18 protein-coding genes are annotated in these 22306 nt (G+C 31.8%); 14 read left to right on the top strand and 4 right to left on the bottom strand.

The genetic code is table 11. The annotated features are described in order from the left end of the window. The 3 genes from B8963_RS08585 to B8963_RS08575 are packed head-to-tail and all read left to right on the top strand — an operon-like array spanning position 1 to position 2520. Positions 1 to 963, top strand: coding sequence for a hypothetical protein (locus B8963_RS08585; protein ID WP_084061099.1), 963 nt, complete (start codon positions 1 to 3; stop codon positions 961 to 963). Between the two features lie 11 nt (positions 964 to 974). Next, complete coding sequence (locus B8963_RS08580; protein WP_084061098.1) at positions 975 to 1505, top strand: hypothetical protein; 531 nt, start codon at positions 975 to 977, stop codon at positions 1503 to 1505. After that, complete coding sequence (locus tag B8963_RS08575) at positions 1474 to 2520, top strand: hypothetical protein (RefSeq protein WP_084061097.1); 1047 nt, start codon at positions 1474 to 1476, stop codon at positions 2518 to 2520. Before B8963_RS08580 ends, B8963_RS08575 begins: the two co-directional genes overlap by 32 nt. On the opposite strand, the gene B8963_RS08570 is transcribed toward B8963_RS08575, so the two are convergent. From B8963_RS08570 to B8963_RS08555, 4 genes are read right to left on the bottom strand one after another with little or no spacing between them, the layout of a single operon-like run. After that, complete coding sequence (locus B8963_RS08570; RefSeq protein ID WP_084061096.1) at positions 2500 to 3537, bottom strand: GNAT family N-acetyltransferase; 1038 nt, start codon at positions 3535 to 3537, stop codon at positions 2500 to 2502. The genes B8963_RS08575 and B8963_RS08570 overlap by 21 nt on opposite strands. 14 nt (positions 3538 to 3551) lie before the next feature. Continuing rightward, positions 3552 to 5348, bottom strand: a complete 1797-nt coding sequence (locus B8963_RS15865) for a NeuD/PglB/VioB family sugar acetyltransferase (protein WP_143312496.1) — start codon at positions 5346 to 5348, stop codon at positions 3552 to 3554. 21 nt (positions 5349 to 5369) lie between these two features. Then, entirely contained in the window at positions 5370 to 5975 is a 606-nt protein-coding gene (locus B8963_RS08560; RefSeq protein WP_084061095.1) for a sugar transferase, read from the bottom strand. Between the two features lie 2 nt (positions 5976 to 5977). Beyond that, positions 5978 to 7045, bottom strand: a complete 1068-nt coding sequence (locus tag B8963_RS08555) for a hypothetical protein (protein ID WP_084061094.1) — start codon at positions 7043 to 7045, stop codon at positions 5978 to 5980. A 788-nt stretch (positions 7046 to 7833) separates the two neighbouring features. Here B8963_RS08555 and B8963_RS08550 point away from each other — a divergent pair. The 11 genes from B8963_RS08550 (at position 7834) to wecC (ending at position 22296) form a co-directional block, all read left to right on the top strand. Beyond that, complete coding sequence (locus tag B8963_RS08550; RefSeq protein ID WP_084061093.1) at positions 7834 to 10434, top strand: Ig-like domain-containing protein; 2601 nt, start codon at positions 7834 to 7836, stop codon at positions 10432 to 10434. Between the two features lie 230 nt (positions 10435 to 10664). Next, positions 10665 to 11987: a flippase gene (locus B8963_RS08545; protein WP_084061092.1), complete on the top strand. Its 1323-nt coding sequence runs from the start codon at positions 10665 to 10667 to the stop codon at positions 11985 to 11987. 11 nt (positions 11988 to 11998) lie between these two features. Further along, positions 11999 to 13207, top strand: a complete 1209-nt coding sequence (locus tag B8963_RS08540; RefSeq protein WP_084061091.1) for a hypothetical protein — start codon at positions 11999 to 12001, stop codon at positions 13205 to 13207. Between the two features lie 133 nt (positions 13208 to 13340). Continuing rightward, the gene (asnB, locus tag B8963_RS08535; RefSeq protein ID WP_084061090.1) at positions 13341 to 15185 is read left to right on the top strand and encodes an asparagine synthase (glutamine-hydrolyzing); all 1845 of its coding nucleotides are present in this window, start codon (positions 13341 to 13343) and stop codon (positions 15183 to 15185) included. A 40-nt stretch (positions 15186 to 15225) separates the two neighbouring features. Beyond that, the gene (locus B8963_RS08530) at positions 15226 to 15939 is read left to right on the top strand and encodes a CatB-related O-acetyltransferase (RefSeq protein WP_234989636.1); all 714 of its coding nucleotides are present in this window, start codon (positions 15226 to 15228) and stop codon (positions 15937 to 15939) included. Continuing rightward, positions 15926 to 17092: a glycosyltransferase family protein gene (locus B8963_RS08525; protein WP_084061089.1), complete on the top strand. Its 1167-nt coding sequence runs from the start codon at positions 15926 to 15928 to the stop codon at positions 17090 to 17092. Before B8963_RS08530 ends, B8963_RS08525 begins: the two co-directional genes overlap by 14 nt. A 186-nt stretch (positions 17093 to 17278) precedes the next feature. Next, on the top strand, positions 17279 to 18151 hold the full coding sequence (locus tag B8963_RS08520) for a glycosyltransferase family 2 protein (RefSeq protein WP_084061088.1): 873 nt from the start codon (positions 17279 to 17281) through the stop codon (positions 18149 to 18151). A 50-nt stretch (positions 18152 to 18201) separates the two neighbouring features. After that, entirely contained in the window at positions 18202 to 19281 is a 1080-nt protein-coding gene (locus B8963_RS08515) for a glycosyltransferase (protein WP_084061087.1), read from the top strand. Between the two features lie 2 nt (positions 19282 to 19283). Further along, positions 19284 to 19949 carry a CatB-related O-acetyltransferase gene (locus tag B8963_RS16195; RefSeq protein ID WP_084061086.1) on the top strand — a complete coding sequence of 222 codons (666 nt, stop codon included), beginning with the start codon at positions 19284 to 19286 and terminating at the stop codon, positions 19947 to 19949. A gap of 11 nt (positions 19950 to 19960) precedes the next feature. Beyond that, the gene (gene wecB / locus B8963_RS08505) at positions 19961 to 21082 is read left to right on the top strand and encodes a non-hydrolyzing UDP-N-acetylglucosamine 2-epimerase (RefSeq protein WP_084061085.1); all 1122 of its coding nucleotides are present in this window, start codon (positions 19961 to 19963) and stop codon (positions 21080 to 21082) included. After that, the gene (gene wecC, locus B8963_RS08500) at positions 21082 to 22296 is read left to right on the top strand and encodes a UDP-N-acetyl-D-mannosamine dehydrogenase (protein WP_084061084.1); all 1215 of its coding nucleotides are present in this window, start codon (positions 21082 to 21084) and stop codon (positions 22294 to 22296) included. Before wecB ends, wecC begins: the two co-directional genes overlap by 1 nt. Positions 22297 to 22306: the final 10 nt, after the last annotated feature.

The raw sequence follows: 22306 nt of genomic DNA, 5'->3' as shown, positions 1-22306 counted from the left end.
ATGAAAAAATTAATATTAAAAATAGGTTTATATGGTATTTTATTTGTGGTAGCATTGGAATGTTTAACACGAATATTTTACTTAGGAGAAGACAAGCCAAATCGGTTTTTAGATAAAAACAATGTCGAGAAGTGGGTGCCTGGGCAAGAAGGGTATGCCATGACCGGTAATAGAAAACAGAACTTCATTAAATTTCACATCAATAAATCGGGCTATAATTCGTACCATGAATTTGCGCCAACTAAAGATAAGATTGAGGTAGCCTTGGTTGGAGATTCATTTATAGAGGGCTTTCATCAGCCCTACGCAAGATCCACAGGACGAAAAATTGAGGATTCTTTTAAACAACAATTAGAGGTATATGAATATGGCTATTCTGGTTATGATATGGCAGATCAATTGCATTTGATGTATTCCTATAAAAACGATTTTGAGTTGATTGATTATGTGTATATAAAACTGAAGTTTAATAACGATTTAATGAGATCTAAGTATGAAGTATCACACTCCAGATTAAACATGCAATCGCCATTGAATAATTTATTAAAGAAAAGTAAACTATTAATTTATTTAACTGATATTGGTTTTATAGATCCAATTAAGAGTTTTATTGGTAAAACAAATGCTTTCATACGTAATAACAAACCACAGAAAGCAGCTCCTGCTGTAGATCAAAATAAAATAGATAAAGAATATTTGGCTAATTTTGAAAGTCTTGTGGATTTATATGGCTATGACAAAGAAAAAAATGTGCTGCTTTTAGATGTTGAAGAAACTAGTCCTTTATTTATAACTTACTTAAAGGAAAATAATTATCAGTATATAGATTTCGGAAATAAAATTAACCATTCCGATAAGCCAACTACATTGATATATGATATGCATTGGAATAATTATGGGCGCAAGATTATTGCCGATTTAATTACTGAAGATTTACGTAGTAAAATGAATTTAAATAAGTAAGCGCAAGTAGAATGAATAAATTATTTGCTAAAAAATGGTATGTGGTTGCAGTTTTTACACTAGTATTAGCACCTAATTTATTTGTGGCTATTGCCGGTGTAGAAAGCTTTCCCTTTACACAAGCACCCATGTTTGCGCATCATATAGACAAAAATTCAGATTTCTATGTTTTTAAATTTGAAGGGGTAACAGCAGATAAAGAAATTTTAAACCTTGAAAAATATTATGGTACTAGCGAGCGCGATTTTGTGCGACATTTTTTCGGTAAAGCCTATGGCGTAGCTTCAGGAATAAATCCATTTAGTAATAAATTAGGGGAAGACACAAAGGAAAAGTTCGAAGCAAGAATGCGAACATTTTTCAAAAATTATACAGCTTTTTTAAAGAAAGAATATAATTTATCTTTTAATGAAATTCAACTATCAATCAAAAAAGTAGATTATTACCGAAACGATGTATCCAATTATAATCTAATAGGAATATATAATTGTAGTACTAATCAATATATGTATGGTGAAAAACGTAGTAGCATCAATAATTAAATTACCTGTAACACAACCGCTATCTTTGCTAAGGTTTTTTCTTTCCTTGCTTGTTGGGCTATATACCTATAATTCCTGTCTTAGTTATTTTTTTACTTTTAAAAATATAAAACAGTACGAGCTAAATGCTACATGGATAATTGAGCTATTTCCAGAAAGGCTTTTTGCCTTTTTACCACAAGATTTAGTGTATTGGAAAGCCATTTTAGTGCTGGCAATAATTGGCAGTGCAATAGGTTTTTTGGGTAGGATAAGTTTATTGCTATTGGGCACAATTACGTTTATTTTTTATGGTTTTGATGAAGGCCTTGGTAGTTTTGATCACCAAGTATCTTTTTCATCACAAGTAATTTTTATATTGGCATTAATACCGGGGAGTATGGGCGTTTCCATAGACCAGTATTTTATCAATAAATGGTTTAAAAAAGATAGGTTTTATTCCGAAGCTAGAACTTATAAATGGGGAGTTACCTTACTATTGCTATTACTTATACTTACCTATTTTACGGCAGGTATTTCAAAATTACGATATGGAGGTACTAATTATTTAGACGGTAATACCATTGGTTTTTATATTCAAGATCATACGTTTGAATATCCTCAAGGAAAGCATAAATTAATTATTGGAGATCCAAGTTTGCCAAAAACTAGTAAATGGAAAGACGATTATGGCTTACAAGCATATACCTATTCTAATATTCAAAAATCACTAACGGTAAGAAAAGTTCAATATTGGATTGTGGAGCAGCCTTGGCTACTGAAGGGTATCACTATATTTACCATTATTTTTGAACTAGGCGGTTTTATTGTATTTTTTGGTAGTAAATATCGTAATTGGTATTTGTTTTTTGCCTTTTTGTTTCATACCACCATTGGTTTTTTAATGGGATTTACATTTTACCAGTACCGCTTAATCATATTATGTTTAATGGATTGGAAGGCTATTTATGCATATGTAGCACATCTAAAATGGGTGCAACCTTTTCTTAATAAATTAAACATCAAATCTATATAAGGGGAAGAAGGAAATTGTATCCGTTTCTTTTTCTTGCAAACTAGGGTTTTGAGCTACCAGTTCATTGTATTTTTCATGATTCACAATGTACTTCCAAATCTTAAACTGCTTAAAGTCGTCAGAAAAAGACGATTTAAAACTGTATAATGAATCATTATTACTGCCTAAGCCACCACCTAAATTAAAATAAGTATACCCTTCATTGGTGCCGCTAATTCTTGCTGCGTCTATTAAGAGACGTATTGGTGTTAAATGCAAATAATCGGTTAAAGTACCCGATAAATGATACTGCACAAATTTAGAATTTGTTTTTATGATCATTGCTGCGGATATAATTTTTTGAGTTTCGTTTAGAACGGCGAAGGTAAATTCAGTGGTAAATTCTGTTGAATTTGCAAATTGCAAAAAGTACTCATCATTAAAAAAATAATGTTTTTTTGCATTTACGCGCTCCATATTTTCATTGTATAAGGCTATAAAAGTATCAATATCCTCTTTTTTATTACTCACAACTATACTTATGTTTTTAAGTCCCTTTTTAAGGTATCTTTTTGTGGTGTTGGAGTAATGCTGCACTTGTTCTTCAAGTGTTTTGGTCAAATCTATATTCACCACTCTGCCCAAATCTTCAATGCTGCCCAAGTTGGTAATAACCTTTTCTTGCATCGGAAAGTAAGGATGCAATCTTGAAAAAACACTTATTATTTTTTTTTCATCAAAATAAGTGTTTAAGGCCATATGAAATTTCGAAAAATCATAATCTTCAGAGACACCAGAAACCAGTGGGCCACCATAACCATACACTGATGTTGCATCACAATAAGCTGAATTCGCTATTGTTCTAATTAACAGAGGTAATGCAATTAGTACATTTTTTTCTCTATAAACCAATAATAGAGGCTCTTCTTCTTCCTTTTTAGATAACTGATGATAATCATAGGTGTGATAGAAATCGTAATTATTAATTTCTTGTAATATGCTATACCAGTCTTGTTTTGCTGTTACTACATTGATCATAGAAAAAAGAAAAGTTAATTGGTTTTTGGTTTTCTATATAACGGAAAAAAATCGTTTATAATATCTTTTTCATTAAGGGTATAGGTGTATTTAGTACTAAGCGTAACTAATTTCTCGTAAACGTCTTGTTTAATTATTTTTCTTCCAGTATAGAATACAACATCTTCATTTTTAGGAAAAAAGCTCTTTTTGTATTTGTATAAACTATCGCCATTTATTCTTCCTCCTCCTAAAACATAGTTTTTAAAACCTTGAGTTTTCCCCCATTTTAAAGCTTCTATTTTTAAAAAGTCGTTAGGGCGTAAGTGAAAATATTCACTTACTGTACCTCCCAAAAAGGAATACATGGTGTCACTGTTAAGTAAAACTAACTCAGTGGAGATGGGAATAGCGTCTTTATAAATTATGATAATCGCATTACTGGCAGGATTTGCCTGTATTAATTGTTTAAAATAATTTAGCGTAAAATAATAATTGTTAGCAGCATTGTTACGCTCCATTGTTCCTATATAAATCGTATGGAAGGTGTTTATTATTTCGTCTGAAATTGCTTGGTGGTAAATTTTAGCCTCTAAACCATTACCCGATGCTTTTCTGTAATTATTTCTAACCTTTGGTACAAATGAGTTCCATTGTTCTTCGTCATTATCAATAATAACACCTTTAACATTGTTTAGTGTAGCTGCAATAATCCCGGAATAATTTTGGTGATTGCCATCAAGATTAAAACGCATGAACTCTGTAACAACATTGTGTTTATTGTACCACGCATCCACCAAATGCCAAAAATTTATTAAATCTTCGTTTTTCAGTTTTTCATTGTATAAAGGACCGCTATATCCGTAAAAAGAACTTACATCATTATAGGTAGTATCTTTATGATCTATAATTATTTTTCGTAAAGCAAATGGCATTAAGCAAATGACCTCGTTGTTTTTAGAAAGTATAAAATATTTTAATTGCTCTGTTTCACTGTTTTTTACATTAAACAATTCTATTTTATAAAAGGCATCAAAACCTTTAAAATTTTTGAGGTATTTTTTATACAACTCAATGTCTTCTGCCGTTTTTAAATCATGACATGCTAGGTCAAATCCAACTATTTCCATCGCGTTTACCTTTAGTTTTTGGTGTTCGTTTGCAATTGCTATAGGGAGATTTTCTTTTTTTTCTTTAAGTATACGTAGCGTTTTAGCAGGCACGCCAGCCACTACATGATTATCTTCAATGTTTCTAATTACTACAGCTCCAGAGCCAATTAATGCATTTCGTCCAATTGATGTCACTCCAGTCATAACGGTAGAACTAATACCGAGAAAAGCCTTTTTCTGAATATGTATGCCTGCACCAACATTCACTCCAGTAGATATAAATACGCCATCTTCTAAAATGGTATGGTGAGCAACTTTACTGCCCATACTTATAATTACATAGTTTTTAATTATGGTATGCGGCATGATCATAGCGCCTGGCAAAATATATACCCCTTCACCAATAGTTACATCATCATTTAATAAAACAGAGTCATGAATAAAGTTAGGTATTTCAAAACCTGCTTTTTTAAGCTTTGATAGGTACTTTGTTCTTATATGATTATCACCTATGGGGCAAAATACTTGGTGAATGGGTTGTGTTAAATTATTTTTCAGAAGCTTTTCCATTCCTCCTAATACAGGTAAACCATGTATTAGCTTTCCCCAGCTATCTTCATTATCATCAAAAAATCCAAGAATAGTAAATCCTTGTTCCGTGAGATAGGTTAAAAAAACTTCGCCATAAGTGCCACCACCTAATATTACCGCATTCTTCATGCTAACGTATTGTATGCTTCATTAATTACTACCGGTAAAGGTAGTCATATTTAAATTTTCATCGGCATTTACACCTTCTCTAATTACTACTTTTTTTGCGGTTAAAAAAAGAATTTTCATGTCTAATAAAAACGATAGGTGCTCTACATACCATACATCTAACTCAAATTTCCGCTCCCATGATATGGCATTACGTCCATTTACTTGTGCCCACCCAGTAATACCAGGTTTTACATTATGTCGCTTAGCTTGTTCTTGGTTGTATAGTGGTAAATATTGCACTAACAGTGGTCGTGGTCCAATAAGACTCATATCGCCTTTTAGTACATTTAGTAATTGTGGAATCTCATCTAAAGAATATTTTCTAATAAAATTTCCAAATTTGGTTACGCGCATATGAAACGGTAAAAACTCACCATTGGCATCTTTTTTATCGTTCATAGATTTAAACTTTATTACCTTAAATATTTTACCATTTTTACCCGGGCGAGGATGAAAGAAAAAAGGCTTTCCATTGTTGGTAAATAGCAGTACAAGAGCTACACCTATAAAAAATGGGGATAAGCATACAAATGCGGTAAACCCTAGTATTAAATCTATCAGTCGCTTAAAAAATAAAGTGTACATGGTTATTTTTGGTTTTTTTTACTTTTTGTCCAGTTATTCAAAATTAACGTAATATGCTCCATATCTGTTTTAGTATATCGAAAATCTATATGAATGTTTAATAAAAATTTATCTTCTATATTATCTGGCCAAAGTTCGGAAGGGTAAATATGGTGTTGTATTAAATAGCTTTTTAGCTCGTTAAATGCGCTACGCTCCGTAAATACCAATTCCAATCCAAAGGTAAAGTTATTTTGGCATGGTATTATTTTAAAAATAGAAGAAGGTGCTAAAGTAGTAGTTACCGCAGTCAGGTTTGCTTTTTTATAGGTACTGTAATCTTTATACAAAAATTCTTCAATGATTATTTGGTGGGGCTCCTGCATTTTTACAACCGTGTATTGTTGGTGCAAAAAATGCTCATATTGTGCCACTAAATTTAAATAATCTGGTTTGGTGTACTCTGTGGAACCGTTTAATAGTGCTGTTTTCATTTCCATAGCTCGAGAAATCCTATCCCATGCAATGGTAAAATCTGGCTGTTCACTACTCTGCTGTTCTAATTGCGGAAGCTTACCTTTAGGCTTCCAAGCAATCCCGCCTAAAGCAATGGGCAATGTTTTTCGTAAGGATGCAAAACAATAATCTGCAGTGCTCTCTAAACAGCTTTTGCTCAACCACCCATGCGAATGGTCTTCAATATAAATTGGCCTGTCCGTACCTTCAGTAATGGAATAATTGTACACCCCCCAAAAATTATTTAAAATAACAATATCGCTACTAGATGCAAATACCGATGTATCTAGTGTGGTTTTTTCATCAAAGGGATTGATTGGGTAGGTTTTAATATTGGAATATACCTGTTGGAGCCACGCCGTAACATGCTGACAGTAGTACTCTGGGAGCCAAATTGTAGCAACATGCTGTTCCATTTGAATAGCATCTATGAGATACCGAATAGCATGTCTGCCGGTATAAAATAGGGTGTAATCTGTAATATGGCGCTTTAGATCAAAGGGGGTAAGCGAATTTGAAGCTACCAAATTAAATGAAGAACCTAATCCTAATTGGGTAAGATGAGTACTAGCCATGATGAATTTTAATGCAAATAAATTAAAAATTATACGGACTTGTTTCTAAAAAAGGCTGTAATGTAAAATTTACGGTTAAATAGCATTTGGGTTTAGTTGACAGTTGACAGTTGACAGTTAACAGTTAACAGTATTCCGTTGTCATTTAGTAGTACCCAGTAGTCAGGATTGCGTATAAAGAAAAGAATTGAGGTTAAAATGTAATAGCTAACCCGTTGTGCATTTTGATGCTATTTTTGATAGGTAATGTCGTTTCGAGTGATTTTTACGCCCTTTTCGGGAGGGAAAATAGTATCGAGAAACTTTCCTGTTCCAAAGTGTTCTCGATACACTTACTTTTTCAATGAAATAATTGAAAAATCAAGTTCTCGAACAGACAATTTCTAGCTATACGTCCATAATGCACAATGGGTTAATAGCTACCTAATTAGGTAATATTCCACAGTTTACATATGGCATGTGACCTTCAACTGTGAAAATAAAATTTAAAATTGCAGTAAAGAGAAATAAATAAGGCTATTAATTGTGAAAATTTAGTTAAAAAGGTGCAGTTCAACGATTAAACTGTTAAAATGCGTCCAATTTTATCGATGAAGTCATCTAAATCTTCGTTGACTAACGTAACTACATTGAATTAAAAAAAAAATTGATAGAGTTAAAATGTTAATTTGTTTGTTGATAAGTATAATTTAGAACCTTTTTTAATCTAAAAATTAAAAATATCTTGCAGTTCAACGAAAAAAATGGTATTTCAACTCTTTTTAAAAAATCTTGTATAATTTTATCGAATGATCCAGTTACATAAAGTAAATGATTTTTCCCCAAGAAATCAAAAAGCTATGAAGAATACCAAAAATGCCCTACTTATGAATATTTTTATATTCAGTTTTTTCTTTTTTGTATCCTGTACAACAGACTCAGAATTTTTTACTGATGCAATTTTAGAAACTCCCGATGAAATAATTGATGAAGTAGAAACACCAGATTCGGAAGAAACAGAACCGGTAATTGATTATCAGAATGGGATATTAACTTTTGCAGAAGATAAAGTCATTACCTTAGACCTTGAAAAAGGGGCTTCTAGTTACACTGGAAAGTCTTTTGCGTTAAAAAGTATTACACAACCTAAATATGGTAAAGCAGAATTAGACGCAAAAAATGCTTTGGTACTTACTCCGGCAGCCGATTTTCATGGCGTAGACAATCTTAGTTATACTGTAGATGTAGAAGATGCTTCAGGTACTGTTACAGAACGTGTTAATACCTTTAAAATTACAGTTACTCCAGTTAAAGATGTTGTTGATGATGTAGTAAGTACGGAGTATGAAACCGCTTTAACTATTGCACCATTGGATAATGACAGGTTTACCAACAAAGCCAATGTTAAGATTACAGAGCTTAGTTTAGCTGCGAAAGGGAAAACAGTTTTAAACACCAATAACACCATAGCTTACACCCCAAATAGTGGTGCTAAAGGTGTAGATGAAGTATTATATAAAGCTACCATTACGTATTCAGATGGTGCTACCGATGTGGAAACGGGTAAAATTACCATTACAATTGCAGCGCAAGCAGTTGCTCCAGGAGAAAATTTTCCAAACCCTAATGAAATAAAGGGAACCTACTACCCAGAAACAGCAGCAGATATGGCTGATGCGAGTAAAGCTAATTTTAAAGCAATCATAACTAAAGCTTTTAATTGTTCTAATTGTAAAATGGCGCCTAACCAGACCATAGAACCCGCTGGGGGCTTAATTTCGGGTACCAATATAAACCTGAATGGGGCGTATATTATAAACAATAACAAGCAAGTTTTTTCTGCAAGTTCTACGTTTAGTGCTATTTATGAAAAATCTAAATTGAGCCCTGATACTTTTGGTGGTTTTGCCAATGATAGTAAAGACGATACAGATGCAATAGATGCATTAATAAATAATAGCGCTTATGCTTTAGGTGTAACCGGAGGAAAATATATAAAAAATGCACCATCTGAGTATAAAAGACAAGGTACTTTTGATTGGGATTTAAACGGTGCTGAAATTGAAACAAATAATAATTCCAAATTTAGAATTAATACTTTCGATGTAGATTATGTCTTTACCATGACTAATCTTTCCCCAAGAATATACAACGGAGAGTTTGATGGTACCAATACTTATGGCCGTTTATTTTGGTTAAAAGGCCAACAAACCTTTTATTTTGCTGACTTAAATGTACATGATTATCATTCAACATCAAATGCGCGTGGGATAGCTTTTAAAACTAGTTTATATCCACAAACTTATGGTTTTACTAAAGGTGAATTTTATAGGAATACAATTGATAATATTAGTTCTGACTCAGATGGTACTGCCAACAATGTAAACGGATTAAGTAAAGGATTCAATATTGCATTGTATGAAGACGGTACTGCAAACGTATATTTAGAGGGTAATACAGTTACAAATATTATAGGTGATGATGCAGAATGTTTATATATTGCCCCACATGGTTCGGCAACAATGAATAATAATGTGAATTTTTATTTAACCAACGAAACTTACAAATACGCCAAACGACGTCAAGCTAAAATAACTGTTTCTAATGTTCATATAAAAGATAGTTATTTCGAGGCACCTTTAGTAGAACAAGATTTTAATGGGCAAGCAGCGACAATTCTTGGTGTTTTTAGTACAATATCTGGTCAAACTAATAAAAATTTCGAATTGATTAATTGTGATATCGTTTCAAAAGGTGTACATAGAATGAGCGGTTTGTCTATAACTGAAGTTGAAAATGCAAAAATTCAAAACAATAGATTTACTTGGAGTGATATATCTAATTATGCTGGAATTAGTTTTGGCAGTGCTACATCTGGTTATAATGGTATTTTAATAAATAATTCTATTAGGGATAACACATTTACTAATACGGGAATTCAATTTTCTAGTTTATTTGATGTTCAAAAATCTCCATTGACAATAGACAGTAATATTTTTAACTTTGATTACACAGGTTTCAATCCTGGCAATTATGTAGCTGCTTTAAGATACAAAGGATATGGTGTAGATACAGTAAATGAGGAAGTAGTTTTTATAAATAATATAATAAATTTTAAGGCTACTAGTTCTTTCAATTTATTTACTGGAGTTGTTGTTAGTTTACAATCAAGTGTTGAAAATCTAACCATAGAAAATGTAACAATAAATTATTCTGGAGTGGTTCCTACTACATCATTTGGATATATTGGTTCTTCTTCAAATGCTAATTTCAACTCAAGTAATACTATTCAAAATTGTACAATTAATGGAGCTAGTGCAATAGCTGCTATAGAAATTAGTGGAAATGATAAATCTGTTAATATTAAAAACAGTTATGACGCTGGAGGTAATAGTCTTTCTATAAAATAAGTATTTAAAAAAATACAATAATTAAAAGCTGATATTTTTAACAATTGTTAAAAATATCAGCTTTTTGTTTTGGTTGTATATTATGATTATTTGCACTAATCCGATTGCTCCTACTTTTCATAGAATTAAATGCATTATTTCTATTAGATTATTCATATTTGCATAGAATATTCAAATTTTTATTTTTAAATCAAAGCTAAAACCTGTCGTTCTTAAATATTCATAAAAATATGATAGTTAAAATTAAAAAAATATTGAACCAAACAGGGTTTATGAGATATTTGAAAAATACCTCATGGTTAATGGGTGAAAAAATTATTCGTTTAATTGTAGCTTTAAGTGTAGGAGTGCTTGTGACACGTTATCTTGGGCCTGAACAATTTGGTATTCTAAGTTATGCACAAAGTTTTGTAGCTATTTTTGCTGCATTTTCAACTTTGGGTTTAACGGATATTGTTATGAGGGAATTGATTAAATCTCAAGATAAAAAGAATGAACTTTTAGGAACATCATTTATTTTACAGACTTTCGGATCCTTATTTATAATGATATGCTTAACGATTGCAATAATTGTCAATGATAATAGTCCTCTTACAAATAAAATTATAATCATATTAGGTTTAATAACTTTTTTAAACAGTTTTGGTGTTATTGGAGCATTTTTCAATAGCACAGTAAACAGTCGAAAAATAGCACTACCCAGTTTAATAGGATTGATTATATCTTCAATTTTAAAAATTATTTTGATTTTCCAGGAGGCTTCATTAATCTATTTTGTCTATTTATTAGCCTTTGACATAGCTTTTCTTACTTTCGGGCAAATTTGGTATTACCAACGGGAAGGTTTTTCTATTTTTCAATGGAAATTTTCATGGTCCGTTGCGAAAGAATTATTGAAGGATTCATGGCCCTTGGTTTTAAGTAGTATTGTTATCTCTATTTATATGAAAATAGACCAAGTAATGATTCAAGAAATAATGGGTAATAGTGCTGTTGGGCAATATTCTGCGGCAGTACGTTTAAGTGAAGCGTGGTATTTTATCCCAATGATTATTTGTAGTTCTTTGTTTCCTGCCATTGTTAATGCAAAGATGAAAGACCATAATTTATATATGGATCGCTTGCAACGTTTGTATGATTTAATGGTTATTCTTGGATATAGTATTGTTATTCCTGTTTTGCTGTTTAGCAAATGGGGAATTAATTTTTTGTATGGTGATGCATTCGCCCTAGCTGCTCCTGTACTCAATATACATATTTGGGCAGGGGTATTTGTTTTTTTGGGGGTAGCAAATCAAAAATGGTTTATCAGCGAGAATTTACAGGCGTATAATATACTTTGTTTAGGTTTTGGAATGGTGGCAAATATAGTTCTAAATTTAGTGTTAATTCCTAAACAGGGGATACTTGGAGCAGCTTATGCAACTCTAATTTCGCAATTTATAGCGTCTGTTTTAGCACCAATTTTCTTTAATAAAACCAGAGAATCATTTTTTATGATGCTTAAATCAATTTTTTTAGTTAACTATTTAAAACTCATATTCAAAAGATAATTAATAGTATAATGAATCAAGTCTTAAAGTATATTTCAAAACTAGGGTTTGTAAATTCTATTTTTATTTTGGGAACGTTATTAAATATAATGAGCTTGGGATACTTATTTGGATATATAGCAATAGTTTTAATTTTTTTAAGAAATAGTTTCTTAAAAGCAGCAGTAGATCGTAATCTTCTACTTCTTTTTGTTTTTGCTATAGTTTACGCTTTGTTTTATGCAACTAATGCATGGAAAGGTTCCCAATTTATTGTCCTATATATGTTTATTCCACCAACATTTTATTTGTGGGGTAAATATATGGCCGGTATATCTGTTAAGACAAAGACCTTATTTTTAGTATTAATTATTTTAACTGTTATTTACTCGTTACCAGCGTTAATTTCAGTTACCCTAAATATTATAAAAGGTGGTTTTGTGCAACCAGAAAGGAATATACCGATGTTTTGGGGTGGAGAAATTGTAAGTGCAACTCAAATGGCTGCTTTTTTTGTTTTTAATATGTGTATTCCTGCATTATTATTAGTAAGTTATAAAGAAATCCCAAAAATTTTACTAATGCTTTTAATCTTAATTTTTATATTAAGTGTAGCCTGCGTACTTCGATTAGGAAGTAGAACACAACTAGCAATTATTATTTTATCTCTACTAATTAGTTTGATAATAGCAGCACCTAAAATGAGTTTTAAACAAAATTTTAAGATTTATTCAGTTCTTATGGTAATTATATTCTTTATAACCACTCAAATTTCGTTTGATTTAGATTCTGATATGTTTGCCAGTTTTGCAGGCCGAATGAAAGATGATGGAGCTGGTGACTTAGCAAGTGGTGGAGGAAGAACAAGACTATGGGCTAAATCTCTTGACAATTTAGTTGAACATCCTTTAGGTTGGGATCTAGAAGAATTTGGATATTCCCATAATTTGTGGTTAGATGCTTTACGCGTTGGGGGCATAATTTCATTCGTATTACTTATTTTATACTTTTTAAAAGTGTTTAACTTAATTCGTAAAATAATAATGAACAAAATTGTACCAATATACTTTCAAATACTCTGTTTAACATATATCGTTGGATTTTTTTCTTTATTTATGGTAGAGCCAGGTATTGATGGGACATTTACACTTTTTATTTTATTTTGTCTTTTTGTTGGATTAATTCGGCAACATTATTATGATATTTTGGAAAACGCTGTATTTGAATCAAGCACTATGTAATTGTATCATTTTTATAATAAAGAACAATATTTGTTAAGCTTATAAGTTAAATAAGCAGAGTTTAGTTATGACTTGTGTAAATTGCATCATATTTCTAGATATAAACATACTAACCATTACAAACTAAATAATTATGTGCGGAATTTTAGGAACAGTTCCTTTTACGCCTTACGAAACTTTTAAACCAGCCTTAGATACCCTTTACCATCGTGGACCAGATAGTTTTGGTATTGAGAGTATAGAACACGATGTTACGCTAGGGCATAGACGTTTGTCTATTCTCGATTTATCGGAAAGTGGACACCAACCCATGAAAAATACTGATGGTAGGTATACGGTGGTTTTTAATGGAGAAATTTACAATTTTCTAGAAATTAAAAAAGAACTTTCAGACAAAGGCTATACCTTTAAATCTACTTCAGACACTGAGGTTTTAATTTATGCCTATATGGAATGGGGAGAGCAATGTGTGCTGAAATTTAATGGCATGTGGGCTTTTGCCATTTGGGATAAAGAAAAAAGAGCATTGTTTATTTCAAGAGACCGTTACGGCAAAAAACCCTTATTTTATGCACAAATAGAAGGGAAATTTGTTTTTGCTTCAGAAATGAAAGCCATCTATCCTTTTCTAAAACAAATAGAAGTCTCCGATGAATTTCATTGGATGAAAAAAAATATTTTCTTTTATGAAGCTACAGATAAATGCTTAATAAAAGGGATAAAACGTTTTCCAGCAGGGCATAGTGGTGTGTATAAAGAGGGGAAACTAACCAGTTACCGCTATTGGAACACCCTAGACCATTTAGTGGCTGTGCCAAACACCTATGAAGAACAAGTAGAACATTTTCGTGAGCTTTTTATGGATGCCTGTAAATTGCGTATGCGTTCCGATGTTACTATTGGTACTGCATTAAGTGGTGGGTTGGATAGTAGTGCTACCATAGCAGCAATGGCAAACTTAGCTAAAAATAGCAATAGTTATTCTAAGGATTGGCAGCATGCCTTTGTGGCGGCTTTTCCAGGCACTCCTTTAGATGAATCTAAGTACGCAAAAATGGTAACTGACCATTTAGGCATTGGAGCCACTTTTGTAGATATAAAACCCTTAGAGCATTGGGATAAATTAGAAGATTATTTTTACTTGTTCGAAGACCTTTATATTACCTCACCTTTACCCATGATCATGCTTTATGAATCGGTAAAGAAAAATGGGGTAACCGTTACGCTAGATGGGCATGGTGCAGATGAGCTATTAAGTGGGTATCAACAAGGGAATTTAGAAGCCTTATGGGATGCTCGTTTTAGTCCGTCTAAAACAAAAGATATTTTAAATATTTATCAAGATGCCATAAATGAAGATACGGTGCAATATGAACGCACCAGTAGTTCAAAATTGTATACCAACTTCATGACTAGAAAATTGGCGAAAAAAGTATTAGGCAAAAAAATGCCTTCATCGGATAATCAACATCCAAATTTTGGCAAATTAGACAATCATGCGCAGTATTTATATGCCATGTTTCATGAGAATATTTTGCCAACCCTTTTACGCAATTACGATCGCTATGCGATGATTAATAGTGTGGAAATACGCATGCCGTTTATGGACCATAGGATTGTGAATTTCGTGAATTCGTTACCTTATTCAAGTAAAATTGGTAATGGCTATACCAAGCGTATTGTGCGCGATGCCTTAGATCCATATTTACCAAAAGAAGTTACTTGGCGAAAATCTAAAGTAGGGTTTAGCTCCCCCATTGTTGATTGGATGCAAAATGATTTAAAGGAATGGTTTATGGATACCTTAAACGAAACTTCGTTTTCTGAATCTAATTTAGTGACCAATCCAAAGGAACTAAGAACCAAAATGACACAAATAATAGAAGGTAAGAACAATAGTTTTACTGAAGCACAAAGCTGTTGGTCTCAGTTTTCTCCTTACATCTGGGAAAAGGCGGTATTAAAACGTAATGCTTAGGGGTTTAAAAGCAATTAAAACACCTTACTAATTAAGGAAAATGATAGTAAAAAAGTGGATACTTTCTAATAGGTTACTTACCAAATTGGCAATTTATTTTAATCGAATACGATTAAAAAGTAAAAAGCAAATTACCTATGGTAAAGGAGCATTTATTGGATTTTCGGTAATTTGTGAAGGGCGAAATGGTTTTGGAGCAGATAGTAGTATAGTGTCATCCTATATGGGTTATGGCTCTTACATTGCGCAAAACACAAAAATTTCAAAAACCAAAATTGGGAAATATAGTTCCATTGGACCTAATGTAAGCTGTATTTTTGGACGTCATCCTGCAAGTACTTTTGTATCCACGCATCCCGCATTTTTTGCACCAAAAACACCGGTAAATTTTTCCTATGCAAGGGAGCAACTTTTTCCTGAGTATCCTAATCCTATAGACGACGAAGGCACCTATACCATTGGAATAGGAAATGATGTTTGGATAGGTGCTAATGTGTCCATTTTAGATGGTGTACGTATTGGTGACGGCGCTATTGTGGCCGCCAATTCATTAGTCAATAAAGATATTGCACCTTATACGATAGTTGGTGGAGTGCCTGCAAGAGAAATTAAAAAACGATTTACCGACGATGAGATTCAGTTTTTGTTAGCCTTAAAGTGGTGGGAAAAACCACAAGAATGGATAACTAAAAATAGCCACCTTTTTAAGGATATAAAAGATTTTAAAAATAACTTTTCTAATGAACGTGAATAATACGCCAATAGTAATTGTTGCTTATAACCGACCCCGTTCTCTAAAAAGATTATTGAGTTCCATAGAAAAAGCGCATTTTATTGCTACCAATATAGACTTAATTATAAGTATAGACAAAGCACCAAATAACCAAGAGGTTTTAGCCATTGCAAATGACTTTGAATGGAAATTTGGAACAAAAAAAGTGCAATACCAAAAAGAGAATCTAGGCCTAAGAGCGCATATATTACAATGTGGTGCCTTAAGTGAAACCTATGGTTCTGTTATTGTATTGGAAGATGATTTGTATGTAGCGCCAAATTTTTACGAATATGCTACGCAAGCACTTAATTTTTCTTTGGATAAAGAGTGTATAGGGGGAATATCTTTATACACCCATCAGTTGAACGTGCATACAAAAGCTAATTTTCATGCTTTAGAAGATGGTTATGATAATTGGTATTTTCAGTTTGCTTCATCATGGGGACAAGCTTGGACTAAAGCGCAGTGGAATGGCTTTATGAAATGGTATGAAAAAAGTCCAATCTTAAACAATAATAAAGAATTACCAGATTATGTTAAATTGTGGTCTGAAAAATCTTGGTTAAAATATAATATTAGCTATTTAGTAGAAAAGAATCTCTTTTTTCTATATCCGAAAGTTTCTTTGACTACTAATTTTAGTGATGCCGGCACACATGTAGGCAAGGATAGTACAATTTATCAAGTGCCATTGGATTATTCAGCGCCTAAAACTTATAAATTCTCAATAATTTCCAAATCACTTGCAGTTTACGATGTGTTTTTTGAAAGTAAATTAATTGCTAAAAAGCTGGGTGTTGATGAAAGTACTATTTGTATTGACCTTTTTGGTTATAGAAAAAATGCGAATAAAAAATACCTCCTAAGTTCAAAAATATTAGATTTTCATATTGTAAAATCGTTTGGAAAATCTTTAAAGCCTATTGAAGCGAATATTTTTGAAGAAATAGTAGGCTATGAGTTGTTTTTATATGATACTGAAATTAAGGAAAGAAATATATATAGAGATGATGTAAAAAGACGATTACGTTATAATAAAATACATATAAAGCATGAAGATGCTCTATATCTTGTTAAAAGTGAATTAAAAAGAAAAATAGTCAAAGCATTCAGTATTATTTTTAAAAGATAATCTAACTCTATCTTTTTTAAAATTCTGCCGTTCATGAATTATATATTAATCTATTAAGGTTCATTATATCGTAATATTGCATATGCTTATCTATTAATGTTTTTATTAAGAATTAATTCTACTAATTTTGTAGGAATAACTGAAATAAACCTTTTGTAATTTTTTTTTACAAAAATAAAAACCAATATGCTAAATATTGCAATACTTCTTACTTGTTTTAATCGTAAGGCAAAAACACTAGCAGCATTAAACACGCTTAAAGAGGCTATTAAAATTGTTGAACAGAACTGTAAAATCACAGTTTATTTAACGGATGATGGTTCAACAGATGGCACTTCTGAAGCTGTAGCTTTAAATTTTCCAGAAGTAAAAATATTACTAGGTACGGGAACAATGTATTGGGCTGGAGGTATGCGGAATTCATGGAATGAAGCACTAAAAGGTAATTATGATGGCTATTTGTTATTAAATGATGATACGGAACTTTTTAACAATGTATTTAAAGTTTTAATTGAAACCCATGAATATTGTTTATCTAATTATAAGAAAGGCGGAATTTACATTGGATCAACTCAAGATAAGAAAACTTCTAAGTTGTCTTATGGTGGAAACATTTTTACAAATAGAAACAAAGGGAAATATGTAAAAGTAATTCCAAACGAGAAGGAACCACAAAAATGTGAATTAGGTAACGCTAATATCATGTATGTTGATCAAAGTGTTATTAAAGAAATAGGTATTTTATCGGACGGATTCGTACATGGACTAGCTGATTTTGATTATACCTTAAAGGCTATTAAAAAAGGCATTCCAGTATTAGTAGCACCATATTATTTGGGTTTTTGTACAAATGATCATGGTGATAAATATTCAAAATTTGTTAATTCATCTCTCATTGAAAGGTTGAAATTTTTATATAACCCTATTGGATTAGATTTTAAATCCCATTTACAATATATGAAAAATAATTTTCCTTTGAGATTACCTGTAGTGTTCTTTATGGGGTATTTTAAGGTTTTGTTCCCAATGTATTATGTAAAAAAAATATTGAAAAGATAATTGCATGATACTTTATAGCTAAAAATAAAAATGATAGTTAATCATTACTAATGACAAAAAAAATATTATTTGTAACCTATAAGCTTCAGAATTATAGAATTCCAATATTTAATATAATTGGGGCAAAAGAAGATATAGAACTTACTGTTTTACATTCGGATAAACTGAGTGAATCTAAAAATAAGGCTTTTAAAGAAATAACAATACCCTATAAAAAAATTGGTCCTTTAACTTTTTATGACAAGTCATTTAGAGAATTGATCAAGAGTTATGATGTGGTGGTGTGCATGTTTTATTTACAAAACATGTCTTTTTTCAGATTGATATTATCAAAGAAAAGGTCTTTTAAACTTATTTTTTGGGGTATAGGAGTTAGAGCAAGTTATGAAAGTAATTTTGATGCGCCCACTTTTTTTAATAGGATTAGAAGTTTTTGGGCAAAGAAAAGTGATGCCATGATTTTTTATACACAATATGCAAAGGATAAGTATATAAGAGAAGGGTTTTCTGCTAATAAATTATTTGTAATGCATAATACTGTTGAAGTTAATAATTACAAAGAAGATGTTTCATTACGGAAGGATTTATTATTTATAGGTACATTATATAAATCTAAAAAAATATTTGAACTTTTAGAAGCCTATGAATTCGCAAAACAATCTACTCCTAAAATGCCAAAATTAAATATTGTAGGTAAGGGAGATGAATTTGATAACATAAAAAATTGGATAGAAAATACAAATAACCAGAACAATATTATATTACATGGAGCTATTTATGATGAGGATATTTTAGAAAAAATGTTTACTACTTCCATTGCATGTTTTTCACCTGGTCAAGCTGGATTATCAGTGTTAAAAAGTTTTGGCTATGGTGTGCCTTTTATTACTCATGAAAATGCAATAACAGGTGGTGAACGCCTAAATATTATTGATGGTGTTAACGGAATACTATTTAAAAAAGATGATGATTTAAAAGACATTTTGATTGACATTTCATTAAATCCTAGCAAATTTGTGACAATGGGTGAAAATGCGAAAAAATTCTATGACAATGAAAGAACTCCAGAAAATATGGCTAATGGCTTTATTGATGCTGTGGATTATACTTTAAATCTAAAAACAAAATAGCAATGAGTTATTTAAAATCGCTTTTTTCTTTAAAAAAGATAACGCATAAATTGTTATCACCGATAACTTTCTGGGATCCTAAATCAACATTTACAAAATTATCTGAGATTAGAAATTTAGTAAAATTGTATGACAGCCAAATAGGTAATTATACAAGAATCAACTCTAATTCACATCTTCTGAGAACTACTGTTGGTAATTTTTGCGCAATTGGGAAAAACTCAATTATAGGCTTGGGAAGACATCCGCTGAATTATGCTTCCACACATTCTATTTTTTACAAAAAAAACACCATGAGAAATGATTGGTTTAAGACAATAGAATTTGAGGAGGGATTACGTATCAATATTGGAAATGATGTTTGGATTGGAGTTAATAACATAATTATGGATGGTGTTACAATTGGAGATGGAGCTGTAGTAGCAGCCGGTGCTGTGGTTACTAAAGATATTCCTCCATATGCAATTGCAGGTGGTGTGCCAGCTAAGGTTATCAAATATAGATTTAGTGAAGATGTTATTGCTTTTTTATTAGAACTTAAATGGTGGAATTTTACAGATGAAGAAATCTTTAAAAATATAGAATTCTTTAGGGATCCCGAATTAACTCTTGAAAAGCTTAATAGTTATTTTCCTGACGTAGCCAAAAAATTAAATAATTCTAATTAAATATCAATTAATTGAAAAAAAGAAACTTAATCATATTCGGAACACGACCAGAGGCTATTAAAATGGCACCTTTGGTAAAAGAATTTCAGAAATCTGATCAATTTGAAACCAAAGTTTGTGTTACCGCACAACACAGAGAAATGTTAGATCAAGTACTGGAGTTTTTTGAGATTACACCAGATTATGATTTAAACTTAATGAAACCAGGTCAAAATTTATATGGCCTAACAGCGGCAATTATTACCGAATTACAACCTGTTTTAGAAGATTTTAAACCAGATTACGTGTATGTGCATGGCGATACTACTACGACAATGGCAGCTAGTATTGCGGGCTTCTACTCTGGTGCTAAAGTATGTCACGTAGAAGCTGGCTTGCGAACCTTTAATAAATATGCCCCTTTTCCAGAAGAGATTAATAGAAGTATTACTGGGAGAATAGCGGATTATCATTTTGCTCCTACGCAAACCTCTTTTGATAACTTAATTCGTGAAAATGTTGCTAAAGAATCGATTTTAATTACAGGAAACACGGTTATTGATGCATTAATTACAAGTGTAGGTAAAGTAGATAACATTAAAGATCCAGAAATTGAAAATTTAAAGCAAACTTTAGATTTTAATAAAAAAATAATTTTGGTTACTGGACACCGACGAGAAAATCATGGACAAGGTTTTATCAATATATGTGAAGCCCTGCGGGAGATTGCAGAAACGCATCCAGAGGTTCAGATTATATATCCAGTACATTTAAATCCGAAAGTTCAAAAACCAGTATATGAGATTCTGGAAAATATAAAAAATGTAAAATTAGTAGACCCATTAGCTTATCCTGCATTTGTTTGGTTAATGAATAAATCTGAATTAATAATTACAGATAGTGGTGGCGTTCAAGAAGAGGCACCAAGTTTAGGAAAACCAGTATTGGTGATGCGTGATACTACGGAGAGGCCAGAAGCGGTTGATGCAGGAACGGTTATTTTGGTAGGAACGGATAAACAAAAAATTGTGAGCGAAGCGCATAATTTACTTGTGAATAAAGAAAAATATAACCAAATGAGCAAGTTGCATAATCCATATGGTGATGGTAAAGCTTGTGAAAAAATTGTAGAATTTATAGCTAAATTAAAATAATGAAAAATCCAGAAGTAGTAATGATAGGTTTAGGGTATATAGGTTTGCCAACAGCAGCCCTAATAGCTCAAGGAGGGGCCTATGTTCATGGGGTAGACATCAATCAAAATGTGGTGGATACCATAAATCGTGGAGAAATACATATAGTAGAGCCAGATTTAGGGAAAGCTGTCTCAGAGGCTGTAGCTAAAGGATTTCTAATGGCGGATACAAAGCCTGTTTTAGCAAATACTTATATCATTGTGGTACCTACCCCATTTAAGGCGAAGAACGAACCGGATATTTCATTTGTACAAGCCGCTACGACAGCAATTTTACCATTATTAAAAGAGAATGATTTATATATAATCGAGTCTACTTCTCCTGTTGGAACTACAGAAAAAATGATGGATTTTATATATCAGTCGCGCCCAGAATTAAAAAATAAACTTCATATAGCATATTGCCCAGAACGCGTATTGCCTGGCAACGTAATGTATGAATTGGTACATAACGATCGTGTTATAGGTGGGATTAATGACAAATCTACAGAAATGGCGGTTGCATTTTATGCCAAATATGTAAAAGGAGAATTACATAAAACCAATGCAAGAACAGCCGAAATGTGTAAGCTGGTAGAAAATTCTTCCAGAGATGTGCAAATAGCCTTTGCGAATGAACTTTCACTTATTTGTGATAAGGCAGATATTAATGTGTGGGAACTCATTAATTTAGCCAATAAACATCCTCGAGTTAGTATATTACAACCTGGTTGCGGCGTAGGTGGGCATTGTATTGCTGTGGACCCATATTTTATAGTTTCGGACTATCCAATGGAATCAAAAATTATAGGTACAGCAAGAGAGGTAAATAATTATAAATCGTTCTGGTGTGCTGAAAAAGTGCAGAATACTAAATTACAGTTTGAATTAACACATGGCAGAAAACCTAAAATAGCATTAATGGGTTTAGCCTTTAAACCGGATATTGACGATTTAAGAGAATCTCCAGCTAAATATATTGCACAACGTGTGCTGCAAAATGCCAATAACGAAGAACATTATATTGTTGAACCAAATATTAAAGAACACAACGTATTTAAACTTACGGACTATAAAGATGCTTATGCGAAAGCAGATATTGTAGTGTTTTTGGTAAACCATAAAGAATTCAAAACTTTAGAAAAGAACAATGATAAAGTTATTTTGGATTTTAGTGGAACAATGAAAAAGTAAGAATTAATTA

The sequence above is a fragment of the Cellulophaga tyrosinoxydans genome (genome assembly GCF_900176415.1).
Taxonomy (GTDB): Bacteria; Bacteroidota; Bacteroidia; order Flavobacteriales; family Flavobacteriaceae; genus Cellulophaga; species Cellulophaga tyrosinoxydans.
The sequence above is the reverse complement of the archived record's forward strand: the minus strand, read 5'-3'. Positions and strand labels throughout refer to the sequence as shown.

Coding starts and splice junctions, on each gene's coding strand:
- B8963_RS08585 (WP_084061099.1), top strand. CDS start 1: ATGAAAAAATTAATATTAAAAATAGGTTTATATGGTATTTTATTTGTG.
- B8963_RS08580 (WP_084061098.1), top strand. CDS start 975: ATGAATAAATTATTTGCTAAAAAATGGTATGTGGTTGCAGTTTTTACA.
- B8963_RS08575 (WP_084061097.1), top strand. CDS start 1,474: ATGGTGAAAAACGTAGTAGCATCAATAATTAAATTACCTGTAACACAA.
- B8963_RS08570 (WP_084061096.1), bottom strand. CDS start 3,537: ATGATCAATGTAGTAACAGCAAAACAAGACTGGTATAGCATATTACAA.
- B8963_RS15865 (WP_143312496.1), bottom strand. CDS start 5,348: ATGAAGAATGCGGTAATATTAGGTGGTGGCACTTATGGCGAAGTTTTT.
- B8963_RS08560 (WP_084061095.1), bottom strand. CDS start 5,975: ATGTACACTTTATTTTTTAAGCGACTGATAGATTTAATACTAGGGTTT.
- B8963_RS08555 (WP_084061094.1), bottom strand. CDS start 7,045: ATGGCTAGTACTCATCTTACCCAATTAGGATTAGGTTCTTCATTTAAT.
- B8963_RS08550 (WP_084061093.1), top strand. CDS start 7,834: ATGATCCAGTTACATAAAGTAAATGATTTTTCCCCAAGAAATCAAAAA.
- B8963_RS08545 (WP_084061092.1), top strand. CDS start 10,665: ATGATAGTTAAAATTAAAAAAATATTGAACCAAACAGGGTTTATGAGA.
- B8963_RS08540 (WP_084061091.1), top strand. CDS start 11,999: ATGAATCAAGTCTTAAAGTATATTTCAAAACTAGGGTTTGTAAATTCT.
- asnB (WP_084061090.1), top strand. CDS start 13,341: ATGTGCGGAATTTTAGGAACAGTTCCTTTTACGCCTTACGAAACTTTT.
- B8963_RS08530 (WP_234989636.1), top strand. CDS start 15,226: ATGATAGTAAAAAAGTGGATACTTTCTAATAGGTTACTTACCAAATTG.
- B8963_RS08525 (WP_084061089.1), top strand. CDS start 15,926: ATGAACGTGAATAATACGCCAATAGTAATTGTTGCTTATAACCGACCC.
- B8963_RS08520 (WP_084061088.1), top strand. CDS start 17,279: ATGCTAAATATTGCAATACTTCTTACTTGTTTTAATCGTAAGGCAAAA.
- B8963_RS08515 (WP_084061087.1), top strand. CDS start 18,202: ATGACAAAAAAAATATTATTTGTAACCTATAAGCTTCAGAATTATAGA.
- B8963_RS16195 (WP_084061086.1), top strand. CDS start 19,284: ATGAGTTATTTAAAATCGCTTTTTTCTTTAAAAAAGATAACGCATAAA.
- wecC (WP_084061084.1), top strand. CDS start 21,082: ATGAAAAATCCAGAAGTAGTAATGATAGGTTTAGGGTATATAGGTTTG.